Source organism: Spiroplasma endosymbiont of Lonchoptera lutea (assembly GCF_964019715.1).
In the GTDB taxonomy this organism is placed as follows: Bacteria; Bacillota_I; Bacilli_A; order Mycoplasmatales; family Nriv7; genus Nriv7.
The window spans coordinates 230,496-250,406 of record NZ_OZ026463.1 but is presented as its reverse complement, the minus strand read 5'-3'; the positions used below and the strand labels follow the sequence as shown (position 1 = coordinate 250,406).

16 protein-coding genes are annotated in these 19,911 nt (G+C 28.3%); 14 read left to right on the top strand and 2 right to left on the bottom strand.

What is annotated here, in order from left to right; genetic code table 4:
- Positions 1–29: 29 nt before the first annotated feature.
- Positions 30–1,697 (top strand): arginine--tRNA ligase, encoded by a 1,668-nt coding sequence (gene argS, locus AACK97_RS01210; protein ID WP_338968136.1) that lies wholly within the window; start codon positions 30–32, stop codon positions 1,695–1,697.
- Positions 1,698–1,702: 5 nt separating this feature from the next.
- Here the strand turns inward: argS and AACK97_RS01205 are convergent, their stop codons facing one another.
- Entirely contained in the window at positions 1,703–2,032 is a 330-nt protein-coding gene (locus tag AACK97_RS01205) for a hypothetical protein (protein WP_338968134.1), read from the bottom strand.
- A gap of 465 nt (positions 2,033–2,497) precedes the next feature.
- On the opposite strand from AACK97_RS01205, the gene AACK97_RS01200 reads away from it, so the two are divergent.
- From AACK97_RS01200 to AACK97_RS01140, 13 genes are all read left to right on the top strand, one after another.
- Positions 2,498–3,609 (top strand): IS3 family transposase gene (locus AACK97_RS01200; RefSeq protein ID WP_338968133.1). Its coding sequence is split into 2 segments (ribosomal slippage): positions 2,498–2,741 and positions 2,741–3,609, totalling 1,113 coding nucleotides; the frame shifts between segments, so codons are not numbered across the junction.
- 234 nt (positions 3,610–3,843) lie between these two features.
- On the top strand, positions 3,844–5,256 hold the full coding sequence (locus AACK97_RS01195) for an FAD-dependent oxidoreductase (RefSeq protein ID WP_338968131.1): 1,413 nt from the start codon (positions 3,844–3,846) through the stop codon (positions 5,254–5,256).
- 15 nt (positions 5,257–5,271) lie between these two features.
- Complete coding sequence (locus AACK97_RS01190; RefSeq protein WP_338968129.1) at positions 5,272–6,258, top strand: lipoate--protein ligase; 987 nt, start codon at positions 5,272–5,274, stop codon at positions 6,256–6,258.
- Positions 6,259–6,274: 16 nt separating this feature from the next.
- Complete coding sequence (locus AACK97_RS01185) at positions 6,275–7,363, top strand: thiamine pyrophosphate-dependent enzyme (RefSeq protein ID WP_338968126.1); 1,089 nt, start codon at positions 6,275–6,277, stop codon at positions 7,361–7,363.
- Positions 7,363–8,364, top strand: a complete 1,002-nt coding sequence (locus AACK97_RS01180; protein ID WP_338968124.1) for an alpha-ketoacid dehydrogenase subunit beta — start codon at positions 7,363–7,365, stop codon at positions 8,362–8,364. Before AACK97_RS01185 ends, AACK97_RS01180 begins: the two co-directional genes overlap by 1 nt.
- Positions 8,365–8,383: 19 nt before the next feature.
- The gene (locus AACK97_RS01175; RefSeq protein ID WP_338968122.1) at positions 8,384–9,643 is read left to right on the top strand and encodes a dihydrolipoamide acetyltransferase family protein; all 1,260 of its coding nucleotides are present in this window, start codon (positions 8,384–8,386) and stop codon (positions 9,641–9,643) included.
- Between the two features lie 11 nt (positions 9,644–9,654).
- Positions 9,655–11,031, top strand: a complete 1,377-nt coding sequence (gene lpdA / locus AACK97_RS01170) for a dihydrolipoyl dehydrogenase (protein ID WP_338968120.1) — start codon at positions 9,655–9,657, stop codon at positions 11,029–11,031.
- Between the two features lie 71 nt (positions 11,032–11,102).
- Positions 11,103–11,840 carry a YebC/PmpR family DNA-binding transcriptional regulator gene (locus tag AACK97_RS01165; protein WP_338968118.1) on the top strand — a complete coding sequence of 246 codons (738 nt, stop codon included), beginning with the start codon at positions 11,103–11,105 and terminating at the stop codon, positions 11,838–11,840.
- 127 nt (positions 11,841–11,967) lie between these two features.
- Positions 11,968–12,243 (top strand): hypothetical protein, encoded by a 276-nt coding sequence (locus AACK97_RS01160; RefSeq protein ID WP_338968116.1) that lies wholly within the window; start codon positions 11,968–11,970, stop codon positions 12,241–12,243.
- Positions 12,244–12,255: 12 nt separating this feature from the next.
- Entirely contained in the window at positions 12,256–15,087 is a 2,832-nt protein-coding gene (gene secDF, locus AACK97_RS01155; RefSeq protein ID WP_338968114.1) for a protein translocase subunit SecDF, read from the top strand.
- Between the two features lie 25 nt (positions 15,088–15,112).
- On the top strand, positions 15,113–15,625 hold the full coding sequence (locus tag AACK97_RS01150) for an adenine phosphoribosyltransferase (protein WP_338968111.1): 513 nt from the start codon (positions 15,113–15,115) through the stop codon (positions 15,623–15,625).
- Between the two features lie 19 nt (positions 15,626–15,644).
- Positions 15,645–17,870, top strand: coding sequence for a RelA/SpoT family protein (locus AACK97_RS01145; protein WP_338968109.1), 2,226 nt, complete (start codon positions 15,645–15,647; stop codon positions 17,868–17,870).
- Between the two features lie 617 nt (positions 17,871–18,487).
- Complete coding sequence (locus AACK97_RS01140) at positions 18,488–19,432, top strand: IS30 family transposase (protein ID WP_338968107.1); 945 nt, start codon at positions 18,488–18,490, stop codon at positions 19,430–19,432.
- Here the strand turns inward: AACK97_RS01140 and AACK97_RS01135 are convergent.
- Positions 19,429–19,785 (bottom strand): helix-turn-helix domain-containing protein, encoded by a 357-nt coding sequence (locus AACK97_RS01135; RefSeq protein ID WP_338968104.1) that lies wholly within the window; start codon positions 19,783–19,785, stop codon positions 19,429–19,431. The genes AACK97_RS01140 and AACK97_RS01135 overlap by 4 nt on opposite strands.
- Positions 19,786–19,911: the final 126 nt, after the last annotated feature.

The window sequence follows — 19,911 nt, the reverse complement described above, 5'->3', positions numbered from 1 at the left end:
AATTATGAAACGAAAAAGGAGAAATATTAATGTCGTTAATTTTAAATCAAATTCAAAAAATAATTAAAGAGGCAGTAAATAAAATTACTCCTTTTGTTGATGATATTGTTATTGAGAAAACTCGTAATATTGCATATGGTGATTATGCTACTAATATTGCGATGGTGTTAGCACCAATTTTAAAGCAAAAACCGGAAGTCATTGCTAAAAAGATTATTGCTATTATTAAGTCAAATGATTTTTTTACTAAAATAGATTTTGTTTTTCCTGGGTTCATTAATTTAACAGTTAATCAAAATGGACTTAGTGCTGTTATTACGGAAATTTTAAAATTAAAAACTAAATTTGGTAGTGGAGAAGCGACTAATATTAAATATAATTTAGAAATTGTTTCTGCTAATCCAACAGGAATTTTACATATTGGTCATGCTCGTAATGGTGCTATTGGTGATGCGGTTGCAAGAATTTTAAAATTTGCAGGAAATATTGTTGAAACAGAATATTATCTTAATGATGCTGGTAATCAGATTAATGTGTTAGCAAATACAATTTTTTCGTATTATTTACAAAAATTAGGGGTTAATGTTGAAATACCAGAACAATCATATCAGGGTGTTTATCAAGAAATATTAGCAACTAATTTTGTGAATAAATATCAAGATAAATTTATTGCCATACGAATTGTTAATGGTGTCATTGATGATGAACAAGTATTAGCAATATTTAAACAAGAGTCAGTTGCTTTCTTTTTACAATTAATTAAAACGCAATTAAAGGATTTTCGGATTAATATTGATTATTGGTCGAGTGAGTTAGAAATGTATACAACAAAAGAAATTGATAAGTTAGTAAAGGAATTGCAAGCAACTAATAAAGTTTTTGAAAAAGATGGTGCTTTGTGGTTAAAAACAACAGATTATGGTGATGATAAGGACCGAGTTCTTGTTAAACAAGATAAATCGTATGCTTATATTTTACCGGATTTAGCTTGTCATAATTTACGAATTAAACGAGCAAAAGCTAATTATTTAGTTAATTTTTGAGGTGCAGATCATCATAGTTATTTAACACGAATGCAGGCGGGTTTACAAATTTTAGGTTATGATGCTAATATTTTAAAAATTGTTATTATTCAAATGGTGCGATTAATTAAAGATGGTCAAGAATATAAAATGTCAAAAAGAAAAGGGACAGCCGTATGATTAATTGATTTAGTTATGGAATTAGGTATTGATGTTGTTCGTTATATGTTATGTTCAAAAGCATCTTCTAGTCATATGGATTTAGATTTGAGTCTTTTAACATCTCAAAGTAATAATAATCCGGTTTATTACTTTCAATATGCTACAGCGCGTTGTGCGAGTATTTTACGAAATGTGCCTCATAATATTGATTTAATAAAGACAATTGCTAGTTATCATTTATTAACACATCCCAAGGAGCGAGAGCTAATTAAAGTATTAGATTATTTTAGTAAAGTAGTACAAAGTGCTGCTAAATTTTGTCAACCGAATATTATTTGTGATTATATTCAGGAATTAGCACGGGGATTTCATTCATATTATTCAGAATGTAAAATTTTGGATGAAACTAATATTACTTTATCAGAACAAAGATTGCATTTAATTATTAGCACACAGTATGTCTTTAAAAATGCTTTAAACTTAATTGCTGTTGATTTTAAGGATCAAATGTAATTTGCTTATTCAGTTAGTGTTGCTTTTAAGAAATTAATTACTATTGTCATATTTAACTTATAAGGTTTCATTTTCCCACGATTATTTTTTCGCATAAATTTTTTTTCGTATCATTGTTTTATTTCATTATAAGTTGTTAAATTTCATTTAGTGAGAGAAATGTTTTGTTTAGTCAGAAATTTATTAATAACAGCAAATCATGAAAGGTTTTCTTCATAACAATTAAATTGTTTTAAATCTCATTGTAAACAACATTCAATAATGAGAAAAATATTGGTGTCTATTATTAAACTTGGAGGATTGTTTTTAGCATAATATTGGGCCAATGTTCCCACATATAAATTTCTTTTGTTCATTTCAGTTATTCAAGTATAAATTACAAGATTAAAATAAGGTCGTTTTAATTTTAAAAAAGGATTCATTGCGATATTGGTTTTATTTTTATTAAGACAATAATCATACATTGAAATTTCTTTTCTTAAAGCTGATAGACTCATATTGTTAGCATAGCAAATAAGTTCATAGGGAATAATACGCATAGTTTCTCCTTTAAAATTAATAATAAATAAATTATACTCTTTAATTTATAAATTATAATTTATAAATTTTTCTATTGAAATAATAAAAGGAGTGTGAATTAATGATTAAACAAATAATTTTATAAATTAATGTAAGATGATAGCAATTAAAATAAGTAGTTTAGAATTAGAATTAATCTTTCTAGTTTTTTGGATAGGCTACAATAAGTTGGACCATAATTATATAGACTTCAAAATTATTAAGAAAGAAGGAATATAAAAATGGGAAATAAAACCTCATACTCTGAAGAATTTAAAAAACAAATTGTAATGCTATACAAAAATGACAAAAGTGTTATTAATTTAGGGAAAGAATATAATTTACCAAAACCAACTATTTATAGTTGAATTAAAAATTATAATAATTCTGGGTCATTTAAAGCAAAAGATAATCGCACTGTCGAAGAAAATGAATTAATTTACTTGCGAAAAGAAAACCAACAATTACGAATGGAAAATGACATTTTAAAGCAAGCAGCACTGATAATCGGGAAAAAATAACAATAATTAATAACAACAAAAATAAATATTCAGTGAGGAAAATATGTAAGATTTTAGGTTTACTAAAATCAACATATTATTATCAAACTAATAAATGCACCAAGTTTGATGTTAATAATTATGAACAAGAAGTTATCAGTGCATTTAATAAAAGTCGCAAGATTTATGGTGCTCGTAAAATTAAAGCTGTTTTAATAAGAAAAAATATCATTTTATCACGACGAAAAATCCGATTCATTATGATCAAAAATAATTTGGTTTCTAAATACACCAAGTTAAAATATTGTAATCATAAAAAAACAGTTAATAATGACGAAATTAATAATGTTTTAAATCGTCAATTTAATGACAAAAAACCAAATGAAGTTGTTGTTAGTGATTTAACATATGTTCAAGTTGGCACTAAATGACATTATATTTGTTTATTAATTGACTTGTTTAATCGCGAAGTAATTGGCTATAGTGCTGGACCAAATAAAACTGCTGAATTAGTTCAACAAGCTTTTCACAAGATAACACGACCATTAAATAAAATAACTTTATTTCATACTGATCGTGGTAATGAGTTTAAAAATAAAATTATTGATGAAATTTTAATAACCTTTAAAATTAAAAGATCATTAAGCTCCAAAGGATGCCCATATGATAATGCTGTTGCTGAAGCAACTTACAAAACCTTTAAAACCGAATTTATTAACGGTAAAAAATTTACAAACTTAACACAACTAAAATGCGAACTATTTGATTTTGTTAATTGATATAACAATATTCGAATTCATGGCAGTTTAAATTATTTAACTCCCGTTGAATTTAGAAAATACCAGTCTACATAAAAAGTGTCCTAAAAAGGGTTGCCAATCCATTTATTTTTAAGATAATTAAGATATTGAATGAAATTTTTAATCATTATTTGAAAATTTTATTTATTCTGTAGTAATAATTGAATAATAGTCAAAAATTGGTATATAATTACTGTGTAAATTGAGTTTTTTCTTATTTTAATAATTATCATGAAAAATAACTAGAAACTTAGAAACAAATAAAATTATAGAAGGAGTCAAAAGACGATGAAAGTTATTGCTATTGGTATTAACCATTCAGGGACTACCTTAGTTAGAACCTTAAGTCATTTAAGTAAACAAGATAAAAAGGATATTAAAATTGTAGCATACGATCGTAATGACAATATTTCTTTTTTAGGGTGTGGAATTGCTTTATGAGTTGGTGGTGAAATTAGTAAACCTGATGGCCTATTTTATGCAACGCCAGAATTGTTACAATCAGAAGGTATTGAAGTTCATATGAAACATGAACTTTTGGCTGTTAATAATAAAGAAAAGAAAGTTTTAATCAAAAACTTAGAAACAAATGAAGAGTTTTTTGACACTTATGATAAGTTAGTTATTGGTGTTGGTACTTGACCAATTATTCCTTCAATTCCGGGACTTAAAAATGATGATGGTACAGTTAGTGCTGGTGTTAATATTGTTAAATTATTTCAACATGCAAAACAAATTAAAGCAATAATTGATAATTCAGCAATTAAAAATGTTGTTGTTGTTGGTGCTGGATATATTGGGATTGAATTAGTTGAAGCTTTTAGTCATAATAATAAAAAGGTAACTTTAATTGATATTGAAGATCGGATTATGCCACGATATTATGATGAAGAGTTTACAACACCTGTTCAACAAAGTATGGAAAAAGCAGGTGTTATTATTCGTACAGGTGAAGTTGTTAAAGAGTTTATTAAAGAAAATGGTATTGTTACTAAAGTAATTACTGATAAAAATGAATATGCTGTTGATATGGTACTTTGAGCCGTAGGTTTTAATACCGAAACAAAGATTTTAAAAGATGTTGTTGAATTAGGAGCAAGGGGAGCGATTAAAACTAATAGTTATTTTCAAACTAGTGACCCTGATATTTATGCCATTGGTGATTGCGTTGCGGTTCATAATAATGCTACAAAAGAAAATGCTAATATTGCATTAGCAACAACTGCGGTACGAACGGGTTTAGTGACTGCTTTTAATATCGTTAGGGATAATTCATTAACAAGTCCGGGATTTCAAGCTGCGAATGCGATTTCAGTATTTGGCTGAAAAATGGCGGGTGTTGGTGTTAGCGAAACAGTAGCAAAAATGAGTCAGATGGATGTTGATACAGTATTTTTTGAAGATAATGATCGTCCTGAGTTTTTAGAACCGCATGTTAAGGTAAAAATTAAAATTGTTTGAGAAAAAGCATCTAGAAAAATTATTGGGGCACAAATTGCTTCAAAAGCAAATCATACGGAAGTTATTTATATGTTTTCTTTGGCAATTATGAAAGGTTTAACGATTGATGAGTTACCGTTAGTAGATATTTTCTTTTTACCGCATTTTAATAAACCATATAATTTTGTAACTTTAGCAGGTTTAAAAGCATTAGGAATGGATTATTTTCATCAATCAGTTGATGAAAATAATAATAATTAAGAATAAATTTTAGTTATGATTTATATTGAAAATAATAGTAAAAATCCTTATTTTAATTTAGCTCTTGAAGAATATTTAATGAAAAATTATCCGAATGATGATGATATTTTATTACTTTGACAAAATGATAATACAATTGTTATTGGTCGTAATCAAAATGCGTATGAAGAAATTAATGTTAAGCAAGTAAAAGCGGATAATGTCAAAGTAGTTCGCCGATTATCTGGTGGTGGTACTGTGTATCATGATGAAGGGAATTTAAATTTTTCTTTTATAAAAAAACGAAGTTCAAATGTTGTTAATAACTATTATCATTTTTTGCAACCAATAATTAGTGTTTTGCAAAAATTAGGAATATATGCTGAATTTTCTGGTAAAAATGATATTTTAATTGCTGGTAAAAAGATTTCTGGTAATGCTCAGTATGCAAATAGTAATAAAATATTACATCATGGAACAGTTCTTTTTAATGTGGATTTGTTAAAGTTAGGGGCATACCTTAATGTTGATCCATTAAAGATGCAGTCTAAGGCGATTAAGTCTGTGCAAGCACGGGTTACTAATATTTTACCGCTATTAAAAGATAAAATTACGATTATGGAATTTAAAGCTTTGATTATTACTGAGTTATTAAAAGGAGAAAATAAAAAGGTTATTTTATCTTCTGAACAATTGGAGGAAATTAATAAATTAGCAATAGCGAAGTATGCATCGTGAGAATGGAATTATGGTATTGCTCCTAAATTTCAAATTCAAAATAAGAAACTTTATGAGCATAAAGGAACTGTTACTGTTGGTTTAAATGTTAATGCTGGTATTATTACTGATATTAAAATTTCTGGTGATTTTATGGGTTATTATGGTACTGAGATTATTGAACAACAGTTAGTTGGTTGTAAGTATGATTATGAGCATATTGCTGGGCAATTGCAAAATATAAATATTGAAGAAATTTTTGGAGTTAATTTTATTGCTTCGGAAATTATTGATTTAATAATTTAAGAAAGGAATTATTTAAATGTTTAATGATTATAGTGATTTGAAGTTTGAAGTATTTCAAATTATGAATGAAAAAAGTGAAATTGTTAAGCCTGATTTGATGCCAAAAATTAGTGATGAATTATTACTAAAAGCGTATCGTTTTATGTGTTTATCAAGAAAACAAGAAGAAATTCAAACTGAAATTAGTGAGGGTGGTAAAAATCTTAATTTTTTAGCATCAGCAGGACAAGAAGCAACCGAAGTGGGGTATGCGATTCATTTACGAAAAGGAATTGATTGATTAGTTCCGGCATATCGTAATAATGCTGCTTGAATTACAGCTGGTTTTCCGATTGAAAATATTTACTTGTATTGATTAGGAAATGAAGCAGGAAGTAAAGTTCCCGAAGATATTAATGTCTTACCAGTTAATATTCCGATTGGGACTCAATATTCCCATGCAACCGGAATTGCGTTTGCTGAAAAGTTTAAACAAAGTGATGGTATTGTTATTACTACGATTGGTGATGGGGGAACGAGTGAAGGTGAAGTTTATGAAGCAATGAACTTTGCTGCGATTCATAAATTACCCGTAATTTTTATGGTGGAAAATAATCAGTGGTCATTAACCACACCGCGAAAAAAAGCATCAGCAACGGCATCTTTAGCAATTAGAGGTGTGGGTGTTGGGATTGCTAGTGCGCAAGTTGATGGCAATGATTTTTTTGCAGTTTATGCAATGGTTGAAAAAGCAATTGCTCGTGCAAAAGCTGGTGAAGGGCCAACCTTTATTGAAGCAATTACTTATCGGCGTTTTGCTCATTCAGCATCGGATATTAAAAAAGATTATTATGATCCGCAATTAGAAGCTGAATGATTAAAAAAAGATCCGCTTGACCGGTTAAGAAATTATTTAATTGCTAATAAAAAATGAGATGAAACCAAACAAAAACAATTAGATGTTGAAAATGAAGTATTAATTCGTAATGAAATTAATAGTGCAATGAATAAAAAAGATACAAAATTGGCAGATATTTTTCAATATACATATGCAAAAATGACACCGCAATTAGAAGAACAATTAGCAGAAGCACAAGCATATTTTGCAAAGGAAGGTAATAACTAATGGCACTATATAGTAATATTCAAGCATTAACTAATGCATTAGACATTGCAATGGAACGCGATAAGACAATAGTTACTTATGGTGAAGATGTTGGTTTTGTTGGTGGCGTTTTTCGGGCAACGAGAGGTTTACAAAAGAAACATGGTGAAAATCGTTGTTTTAATGCGCCAATTGCTGAAGCTAGTTTAGTAGGAATTGCTGCTGGAATGGCTTTTAATGGACTTCGTCCGATTGTAGAATTACAGTTTCAAGGGTTTGCTTATCCGGCGTTTCAACAATTATTTTGCCATATAGCTCGGTTTCGTAATCGTACAAGAGGAAGATTTACTTGTCCAATGGTTATCCGAATGCCAGTTAATTTGTGAGGTTTAAAAGGTTTGGAACATCATTCTGAAGCGATTGAAGCAATGTTTGCACATGTGCCTGGTTTTAAAGTTGTTATTCCGGCTAAACCTAGTGATGTTAAAGGATTAATGTTAGCTACAGTGGAATGTGATGATCCCGTAATATTTTTAGAACCGTTAAGAAATTATTATACGCCCAAAGAAGAAGTTGCTGATGGGCATTATACAATTGAAATTGGTAAGGCAAAACAAATTACTAAATGAGAAGCGAGTGATAATCCTGATTTAACAATTGTTACTTATGGACCGTTAGTTTATGATTGTGAAGCTGCTGTTGCTAAATTGCAACAAGAAGGAATGAAAATTGAATTAATTGATTTAATGACAATTCATCCGTGAGATGAGGCAACAGTTGTTGCTTCTGTTAAAAAGACAGGAAGAATATTAGTAGTGCATGAAGCAGTTAAATCTTTTTCAGTATCTTCAGAAATTATTACGACAATTAATGAAAAATGTTTTGAATATTTACAATGTCCGCCAGCGAGATTAACAGGTTATGATGTGACTGTTCCTTTATATCAAGGTGAACATTGATTTAAAATTACTGAAAAAAGAATTATTGATAAAGTAAAAACAATGATGACATATTTAGCTTAAGTGAGAAAGGAGTAGAGATATGATAGAATTTAAATTTTTAGGTCTTGATGGTGATATTAATGAAGGTCAAATAACACAAATTTATGTTAAGGTTGGCGATGATATTAAAAAAGGTCAAGATTTATTTGAGTTAGAAGCAGATAAACTTTCTCAACCAATAGTTGCTGAATTTGATGGTAAAATTGGTCAAATTAATTTTGCAATTGGCGATATTATTAAGGCCGGTGATGTCTTTGCTAGTAGTAATCCTAGTAATAATGTTCCTTCATCTAATAAGTCAGAAGAAATTATTAATAAACAAGTTTTATCAAATGTGATGGAAACTAATCCTGAAAAATCAAATAAGAAAGTATTAGCAACACCATTAGCACGAAGAATGGCTCGTGAATTAGGGATTGATATTACAACTATTAAGGGGACAGGTCCTAACGGCAGAGTATTAAAACAAGATTTAGTCGGTGGGCATTCTTTATCTAGTGAAGCTAAATCATCAAAATTAGTAACAAAAAAACCGTTAGCGGTTGTTCCACCAATGCAATCTCGTGGTGATGATTTTTCTTCAAAGCCAGCATCACAAGCAGAACAGCGGGTAAAAATGACACCAACCAGAAAAGCAATTTCTAAAGCAATGAAAAATTCAGTATTTACAATTCCGCATACTAGTTTAATGACACAAGTAAATGTTACTGCTTTAGTGCAATTACGAGCACAATTAAAAACGACAGTTATTAAACCTGATTTTAAATTAACTTATATGCCATTTTTTATTAAGGCAGTTACGATGGCTTTAAAAGAATTTCCAATAATTAATGCCCGATTAGATGAAGTAACAGAAGAAATTGTTTATCATAATTATTATAATATTGGCATTGCTGCTGATACTGATGCAGGATTAATTGTTCCTGTTATTAAAGATGCTGATCAACAAGATATTTTTAATTTAGCTGTTGTTTACAATGACTTAGTTGCCAGAGTTAGAAATAAGAAATTAATTCCTTCGGAAATGAAAGATGGAACTTTTACGATTACTAATTATGGTTCTGTTGGTTTAGATTTTGGAACGCCAGTTATTAATTATCCCGAAGCAGCGATTTTGGGTATTGGGGCAATTAAAAAAACACCGGTTGTTGATGACAGTGGCAATATTGTTGTTAATGATTTATTACCGTTATCAATATCAATTGACCATCGTATAATTGATGGTGCTGATGCTGGAAGATTTATGTTGCATTTAAAGAAATTATTAGAAGCACCAACTTCATTGCTAATTTCATATTAAGGAGAAAATAAATGGATAAATTTGATGTAATTATTATTGGCGGTGGTCCTGGTGGCTATGTGGCTGCCATTAAAGCAGCCCAAGTTGGTTTAAAAACCCTTATTATTGAAAAACAATGATGAGGTGGTGTTTGTTTAAATATTGGTTGTATTCCAACAAAAGCATTATTAAAAAGTGCTAAAGTTTTAAATTATTTTAAGCATGCTAAAAGTTATGGTGTTGATGTTAATGCGACAACAATTAAACCTAATTGAGATGAAATGCAAATTAGAAAATCTGGGGTTGTTAAAAAATTAACCCAAGGTGTTGAACATTTATTGAAAAAAAACCAAGTTGAAAAAGTATTTGGTGAAGCTAAGATTATTGATAAAAATACTGTGGAAGTTAATGGTAAAAGATATGCTGGTAATAATTTAATTATTGCTACTGGTTCGGTATCACGAGTTTTAGATTTACCTGGTTTTAAAGAAGCGAAAGAAAATAATTTTTTAATTACTAGTCGGCAAATTTTATCATTAAAAGAAATTCCTAAAAAATTAACAATTATTGGTGGCGGTGTTATTGGCATTGAGTTTGCTTGTTTATTTAGTACTTTAGGAACAGAAGTTACCATTGTTCAAGGAGTGGATAAGATTTTAGAATTATTAGATAATGATATTAGTTTAGAAATGACAAAAGTATTAAAATCAATGGGCGTTAAGCTTAAACTTAATGCTAAAATAACAGCGATTAAAGATAAAACATTAGTGTTTATGCAATCGGGACAAGAAAAGCAACTTACTAGTGATTTTATATTAATTTCTGTTGGTAGAGTTCCTGTAATTAAGGGGTTAGAAGCATTAAATCTTGAATTAGGACCTAGAAAAAATATTAAAATTAATGATCGTTGTCAAACTAATGTGGAAAATATTTATGCTATTGGTGATGTCGCTGCTGATAAGATGTTAGCTCATGTGGCATCAGCACAAGGAATTGTTGCGGTGGAAAATATTTTAGGTAAGAATAGTAAAATGGATATGGATTATATTGCGAGTTGTATTTATTCGTTTCCAGAAATTGCTAGTGTTGGTTTAACAGAGCAACAATGTCAAGATAAACAATTATCGTTTAGTAGTTTTAAGTTTCCTTTATTGGGTAATGGTAAAGCATTAGCTGATGGTGAAATAACGGGATTTGCTAAAATTTTAGCCAATAAACAAACTGGTGAGATTTATGGGGCTCATATTATTTCGGGAACAGCAACGGATATGATTACGGAAGTGACAACAACAATGGTTAGTGAAGGAACAATTTATGAGTTGGCAAAAACAATTCATCCTCATCCAACTTTATCAGAAGTTGTGATGGAAGCGGCGCACGGAATTATTGATAAACCAATTCATGGTTAATTAAATTAAAAAAAGATAACACTGTTATCTTTTTTTAATTTAAAATTTTAATGAAAAGGAGAATTATTATTATGGCAGGACATTCAAAATGAGCAAATATTAAGCATCGTAAAGCAGCCCAAGATAAAATTCGTGGTAAAATTTTTCAAAAAATTTTACGCCAATTAAATACTGCGGTAAGAAACGGTGGGGTTAATGTTGAAACTAACAATCAATTGCGATTGCTCATTGAAAAAGCAAAAACAGTTAATATGCCTAAAGAAAATATTGACCGTGCTTTAAAGAAATTTAGTCAAGATAATAATAGTAATCTTAATTATGAAGAAATTATTTATGAAGGTTTTGTTGCGGGACATATTGCTGTTATGGTTGAATGTTTAACGGATAATCGTAATCGTACAGCGACTAATGTTCGGAGTATTTTTAATAAAGCTAAAGGAACATTAGGCGTTACTGGCAGTGTTCGTTATCTTTTTACTCGGGTGGGACTATTAATTTTTACTAATAAGATGGTTAGTGTGGATGAAGTTTTTGAATGAGCTTTAGAAATTGCGGCTATTGATGTTAATAATGATGAAGGAACATTTATTATTACGACAACTGTTGATAGGTTTTGAATAACCAAAACCTTTTTAGAATCTAAGGGTGTTACTGCCTTTGATGTTAGTGAAATTATTTTTCAACCGAATAAAACAGTATCCTTAGAAAATGAAATTGCGATTGAACAGTTTTGACAGTTAATTAATTCCTTAGAAGCTGATGATGATGTGCAAAATATTTATTATAACTTTGTGGAAGATGATAATTAAAAAAAAGGAAATTATATTACTAATATGGAAGAACATTGTCGATAGTTGTTAGCGACAATTATTTTTTCACTTTTAAAAATTATATTGTATAATTATAAATGATTTGACAATAAGGTTGGAAAAAATAATGGAAAAGTCTTATTTGTATAGTTATGTTCTTAAATTATTAGAATTAAAAACTATGGAATTGAAATTAGAAATTTCTTCGTTGTCAATCGTTGATGTGGCAACTTATTATTTGGAAGTGATTTTGCATAAACGGCAAGCTACTAGTTTGCAACAAGCAACATATGATATATTTAATATTAAACCAAATATTGTTATTGAATATATTAATAATAAATTAATTACTGATAAAACAATATCATTAGATGATTTTAAAGAAATGTTTGAAAAGAAATAATGAGGTATAGATATGAAAAATAATATTAAAGGAACGCAACGAAACCTTTGAATTCAATTCGGTTTATTTATTATTTTAATTTTAAGTACTATTGCTGGTTTAATTACGGGTAGTTTTTTTGTTGATAATAATTTTCGTTCAGGAATGTTAGTTGGTGGGGCATATCAAACAATTGTTAGTTATGAAAATGCGAAAAATCGTCATGAGGCTGTTAATACTTTGCAAGATAAAATTGATCCTTTAAGAAAAAAACGAATGGATATTAGTCGTTTTGCTAGTAATATTGGGGAAAGTCGTTTAAATGTTATCGTTCCGCAAGCTAATTATGGTAATATTGCTGATTTTTTACGAGATGTTGAACGCAGCGGATCAATTTTCTTTTTAGATGATAAAGGTGATGATTTACTTGTTGGTACAGGGACAGGTGAAACTTACAAACCAGCAAAGAAGGATGGTAAAAGAATTGTTTTAAAAGATTTTATTGATAGTAGTTCAATCAAAAATTCTTTAATTTCGGGAATAAATAAGCCATCAATTGAATTCAAAATTAAAAATTTAGAGTTATATAATGCGATTTTAAAATATCAAGATAAAAAGTCAGTTTATGTTTGACAAGATTTTGGGCAAATGTTAGATGAGATGCGGAGCAATTATAACGATTTGATAAAACTTAGAAAATTTATTAATGCTAAAGCGGTAGCTTTGCAAGGTGGTGAAGCGCAAGAATTAAGAAATGCTCTGCGAAGTCTCTTAGCGGCTAGTGTTCGTAATCGTGAAAATGGTGATGTTAAAGAAGTAAATTTAGCTGATCAAAGTGTTAATACGGATTCTGATATTTATAACTATTTTCAAAACGCTGATGTTACTTTTAATGAGGTTCTTAGCTATAATAAGAATTCGCCAAATAGTGATTTAACAATTGATATTAATAATGAAGATGATACTTATGATAAGCAAAAATATTTAAATCCGTTTCGTCCTTTTTTAGTAGAACTTGTTAATACTGAATTTAAAGATGTTATGAATAAAAAATATAAAAATAAGTATTTAATTACATCTTCATCATTACAGCTTAAACCTAATAATAGTGATAAAGTAAGTGATATTGCTTTTATTGAAATTAGTGGTGAAGAGGCAGCCGCTGGTTTAGCTAAAATTTTTAGTGCCGGCATTAAAGGAATTGCCTACCAAGTTGAGTCATATTCAGTATCCGATACCGTAATTAGTAACGCCACAAAGGTGATGATGATTATTACTGTTAGTGTTATTTTGTTAATAATATTAGTTATTTTGGCAGTATTTTATCGTGTTTTGGGTCTTATTTTGGGTCTTATTTTAGCAACAATGGTCGTTGTTACAATGGTTGTGTTTAATGTTTTATTAGGGATTTATGGCTGAGAAGTGTTTATTGCTATGCTGATAGGTATGATGGTTGCTTTAAGTAGTAGTATTATTTTATTAGAACGAATGAAAACTGAGTTTAATGGGGGTAAATCTTTAATTCAATCTTTTTTAGATGCTAATCGAAAATCAATATCAACAGTTTTTGATACGACTGTTTTGCCATTGATAATTAGTTTCTTTATTTATTGATTTGGAACCGGTATTATTAAATCGTTTGCGATTATGCTAATTATTAGTATTTTAGGAGCTTTTATTTTTGGTATTGTTTTAATCCGAGGAATTTATTATTCGTTATTATCATTAAACTGGATTAATAACCGTCAAGATTTAGTAATGACTAATTCTGTAATTATAAAACAAAAAATTCATTATCTTATTAAAAAGCTTGGTTTTAATCGGATAACACAGTTTTCTAAGAAATTTAGTTATCAAAAAAGTTTTAAATGATTAGTTTTACTTTCTACGATTATTATTTCGTGCGGTGTTATTGTTGTTACAACTGCGGGCCCGGGTACTAGTTTAGAATTTACGCGGGGAACAATTTTTCAAGTGCAAACTTCTGGACATAGTATTACGAATGATGATGGTGCTGATGATGAGGCGTTTCTAAAAGCAATTGAGGAAACTAAAAATGAAATTATTAGTAAATTTAAAACCGATTATTCAGCAGATAGTTATTCGCTAGCAGTATTTAGGCGGATGGAAGATCGTGGATATAATATTGTTATTAAAACTTCCTTAATTGATAATAAATATGTTAACTCCTTACAAACTTGGTTATCAGAAAATAATTTCCAATCTGAAATTAGAATTAATGATGTTAGTTATGGTTCTTTATGAAATGAAACTAGTGGTAGCGTTGTCATTAATGGGGTTATTGTGTTAGCAGTTATTATGGTGATTATTCTAATTTATTTAATTATTCGTTTTGATTGAAGTTTTATTCTACCATTAATATTGACAATTATTCATGATGTTTTATTAACTTGTTCTTTGATAATTATTTGTCGTTTTGAAGTAACGATTGAAGTTGTTACAGCTATTTTAGCAGTAGTTATCTTTGCTATTATTCATAAAATAATTATCTTTGACCGTGTTCGGGAAAATAAAATTGGTTTGGATAGTACGAAAATGAATAAGAGTAATTTATCGGATTTGGTAAATACGGGATTTACAATGACTTTAAAAAGTAGTTTAATTGTTTTATCGTTAGTCTTGTTATTGTCAATGGTGTTACTTGTTATTGGTCAAAATATTGGGGCAGCATTTGGTCTTTTATTAGGTAGTGTTATTGGTATTTATTCTTCAACAATTTTATTGCGATGATTATGAGTATATTTTGCTAACATTAAAGGAAAACTTTTACGAAATAAAAAGCAAAAAATTTATAAATCATTAACTGGACCTGATGAGCAAATTGTTATCGGTGTTAATGATTAATAATGTTGGAAGGATGAGTTAGTTAATGGATTTAAAAGAATTAATAATTGATGTCCCTAATTTTCCAAAACCAGGAATTCAATTTAAGGATATAACACCATTATTGGCTAATGGTGTAGCATTTAAACAAGTTGTTAAGCAATTAGAAGAAATTGTTAAATCATTTAAACCGGATGTTATTGTAGCACCCGAAGCCCGAGGATTTATTTTTGCAACTCCGGTTGCTAGTGAATTGGGATTGGGATTTGTTCCCATTCGTAAGTCAGATAAATTACCGCGAGCAGTTATTCATAAAAGTTATGAATTAGAATATAACAAAAGTACTTTAGCAATTCATAAGGATGCGATTGTTCCCGGAATGAAAGTTGTTATTGTTGATGATTTGCTAGCCAGCGGTGGTATGATTGATGCCATTATTAATTTAATTGAAGAATTACAAGGCGAGGTTATTGCCGCAGTATTTGTTATTGAATTGACTAGTTTTAAAGCCCGCGAACAATTTCCTAATTTAAAAATTGAAAGCTTAATTCAGTATTAAAATAAGTGAGTTTGATATTATGAAATCGATAACATTTAAACAAGTTTTAGATAAAGTTAAAACCTATATTAGTAATGAAAAAGATATTGAGGAAATAAAACGCGCATATGCCTATGCTTATAATAAGCATGATCAGCAGTTAAGAAAAAGTGGTGAACCTTATATTAATCATCCTTTATGAACAACTTATTATTTGGCAACATGGCATATGGATTTAGCAACATTAATTTCTGGTTTATTACATGATGTGTTAGAAGACACACCGACAACTTTTGAAGACTTGAATAAAGAGTTTGGTATTGAGATATCAACTTTAGTTGAAGCGGTCACGAAAGTATCTTATTTTGCTAAAATGAATCGTAGTGAAATTAAATCTAATTATTTGCGAAAGTTATATTTAAGTATGGCGCACGATATTCGTGTTATTGTTATTAAGTTAGCAGACCGTTTACATAATATCCAAACAATTGAATATTTGGAACCAGAAAAACAAAAAGTTATTGCGAAAGAAACTTTAGAAGTTTATTCTTCAATTGCGCACCGGTTAGGGATGCGACAAGTAAAAAGTCTTTTAGAAGACTTGTCTTTTGCAATTTTAAATCCTGTTGAATATAAAAGAATTTCTCGCAATGTTGATTTGGAAAAAGAACATTTAGAATCATTAATGGCCATAATGATTAACAATATTAAGTCATTATTAGATAGTAAGAATATTAAAGCAACAATTTCTGGTCGTAGCAAAAGTATTTATTCAATTTATCGTAAGATGTATTATTTTGGGCGTAAATTTGAAGATATTCATGATTTATTAGCGATAAGAATTATTACTAATACGATAGATGAATGTTATACGATTTTAGGTTATTTGCATCAGCAATTTCCACCTTTACCAGGAAGATTTAAGGACTATATTGCAACGCCTAAATATAATTTATATCAGTCATTACATACAACAGTTATTCAAGATGCAACAATTTATGAGATTCAAATTCGAACTGTTGATATGGATGAAAAGGCAACTTATGGAGCAGCATCGCATTGAAAATACAAAGAGGGCGAAATCTATAATACTAAAAAACGCCAAGCTGATATTGATGAGCGCTTAGATATTTTTAATCGGATTTTAGATTTAGAAAATATTAACAATGAAGAGTTAGAAAATAATGAAAAACCAAATATGGAGTTAGCCGTTAAGAGTGATATTTTTACTTCTTTAATTTATGTTTTAACTCCTAATGGTAAAGTTATTACTTTGCCTTTTGGGTCAACAATTTTAGATTTTGCATATAAAGTTCATACTGATATTGGTGAGAAAACTACGGGTGGTAAGATTAATGGTAACTATGTTTCTGTTAGTACTGTTTTAAAATCTGGTGATGTTGTGGAAATTAAAACTAGTAAAAATATGCGACCATCCCGTGACTGACTAGTTATTGCTAAAACTAGTTATGCATTGCATAAAATTAAAAGATTTTTAAAAAAACAAGAACAAGAATTTGATGAAACTCATAAAGATAATGAATCTAAAAATCTTAAAAAAATTAAAAATGTTAAAAAAACGATTGATGATGTTTTAACGCAACGGAAATTAAAATGAAAATTAGTTTCCCAAAAAGATCTAATGCATCGCTTAAAGCAATTAAAATATCATACTTTAGAAGATTTTTATTTAGATGTTGCTAATAAGAAATATCAACTTGATGATGCGATTAATCTTTTATTAGCAAGTAATGAAACTAGTCCTAATACTTATTTAAATCATGTTCAAGAAAAAAAAGTTGAAAAAATTAACTTAAAAGATGACATTATTGTTAAAGGTGCTGATAATATTAAAGCAACTTTAGCTCATTGTTGTATGCCAGTGCCGTTAGAACTAATTACGGGATATGTTAGTAAACTTGGTGGGATTCGCGTGCATCGTGTTAATTGCCATAATATTCTTCCAGAAGAACGCCAAGGACGACTTTTGGAAGTGTGGTGGAATGAAAATGTCGTTAAGCGCCATCAATATTATAGTAATATTAAAGTAATTTGTTACGACCGTGATGGTTTAATGGCTAATATTACCAATATTCTTGCTAATTTAAATGCTTCGATTCAACAAATTCATATTGAAACAAGTTCGGATAATAAATACAGTATTAATCTTGTTATTAAAATTGCCAACAAAGTTCTGCTTCAACAATTGTTGTCATCATTACGACAAATACCCCATGTGTACGATGTGGTTGTAATGGAAAACTAGATATATAGTAAAATAAGTCTCTAACAAAGGAATTTAGTTAGAGACTTATTTTTTTATTTTATTGTCTTAATTTGTTAGCAACTATGTTTACTAGTACTATCTTTCTTACAGTCTTTGCAATTATGTCCCTCAGAACAAGAACATTTGCAGTCTTTACACTTGTTCATTTTATTGCCTCCTTTCTCCTTATGTAGAATAGTTAGATGAAAAATAACTTATATCAATGATAAAATTATTGCTCGCCTTTTGTGGTTATATTTTTCAGTCTAAGATATTCATAAATGTTGTAATTTTTATTTATTATTTAATTTTTTGTTTTTGTCAATAATTTTTGTACAGCTTTAATCTTATGTTTTTCAAATTTGGTGTCACTTAATATAACAGTTTTTTCATAAATAAATTTTAATAATTCAAGATTGTCCTTAAAATAAATTATAATTTCTTTTTCAAAAGTTCAAAAATGGAATATTATTTATTTGTATAAGTATGGGGTTTATTTTCTAGGTATAAAAAGTTATAATTTTAATTAAATCCTGAAATGTAAAATTAAAAAGGACACTTATATAAAAAACAAATTGTGTTAATTCTATAATTAAGAAAAGAAAGGAATTAGCACAATGTATAAGTATCTGACTATTGAATCAATAATAGCAATAAAAGAATATAAAAGTTATGGATTTTCTATTCGTAAAATAGCAAAAGCAATTGATTATAGTAAATCAACTGTACACAGAGTTTGTAAATTATTAAATCAAAACTTATTACCATTAGAAATATTGAATCAAGTTCAAAAAAATAAACAAAATGCAGGTAGAAAATTAATAATTTTAACTTTAACAGAAATTAATACTATCAATCATTTGTTAATTACTAAAAATTATGCTCTTGATATAATTGCTGATTTTTTAAAGAAAAATAAAATAAAAAATATTTCAACAAAAACTTTATATAACATGTTTAAAACAAATCAAATGGGTTTTGATGAAAAAAATTTATTGAGAAAAGGCAAAAATAAACCTCATAAACAAAAAGAAACTAGGGGCAGAATTAATAATTGTAAATCTATTCATGAAAGAAATTTAATCATTCCAAATATTAAAAATATACAAGAATTTGGCCATTTAGAGGGAAATACTATCGTTGGTAAAGATCATAAAAGTTCTATTATTACTTTAGCTGATATATGATCAAAAACCACAATTCCTTTGAAAACTAAAAATCAGAAAGCAGAAAGTATTACACAAAGTATAATAAAATTTATTTCAAAATTAATACCAGGAACAATTAAAACTATTACTTTTGATCGTGGTAAAGAATTTAGTAAATGAAAATTAATTGAAAAAAATTGTAATGTTAAAATTTATTTTGCAGATGCCGGAAAACCTTGTCAAAAAGGTTTAAATGAGAACAATAATGGTATTTTAAGAAGATATTTACCAAAATCTACTGATTTATCTTCATATAAACAAAAAGACTTAAATTCTATAGCATTTCAAATTAATTCTACACCCAGAAAATCATTATCTTATAAAAGACCAATAGATTTAATACAATTATTTTAAAAAACTGTCCCATTTATATTTACAATTCAGGTAATTCATTCTTGATGAAAATTTTTAATTCTGCCATAAATTTGTTCAGGCGATCAACCTAATAATAATTTTTGTTGTACATATTTTACTAATTCTCTATTTTTAAATTTATGAAAATAAACATGTAATTGTTTTCTATTTTCTGCTTTATTTTGTGCAATTAATGAAAAATAATGATTATTATCTTTATTTCTATTAACTTCTCGATTAATAGTACTAATACTTCGATTAAGATTTTTAGCTATTTCACTAATTTTTACTTTAAATTTCAATTGATTCTCAATATAAATTCTTTCATCTATGCCAAGATGTTTGTATCCCATATAAAAACTCCTTAAATTTACTTTTTCTAAAATAAACTTAGCATCATGAAATTTTTATATGAAATCTTTTGCAATTTTATTTACTTGCACTTACAAGTATAATTCAGCTAATAAAAAAACTAACAC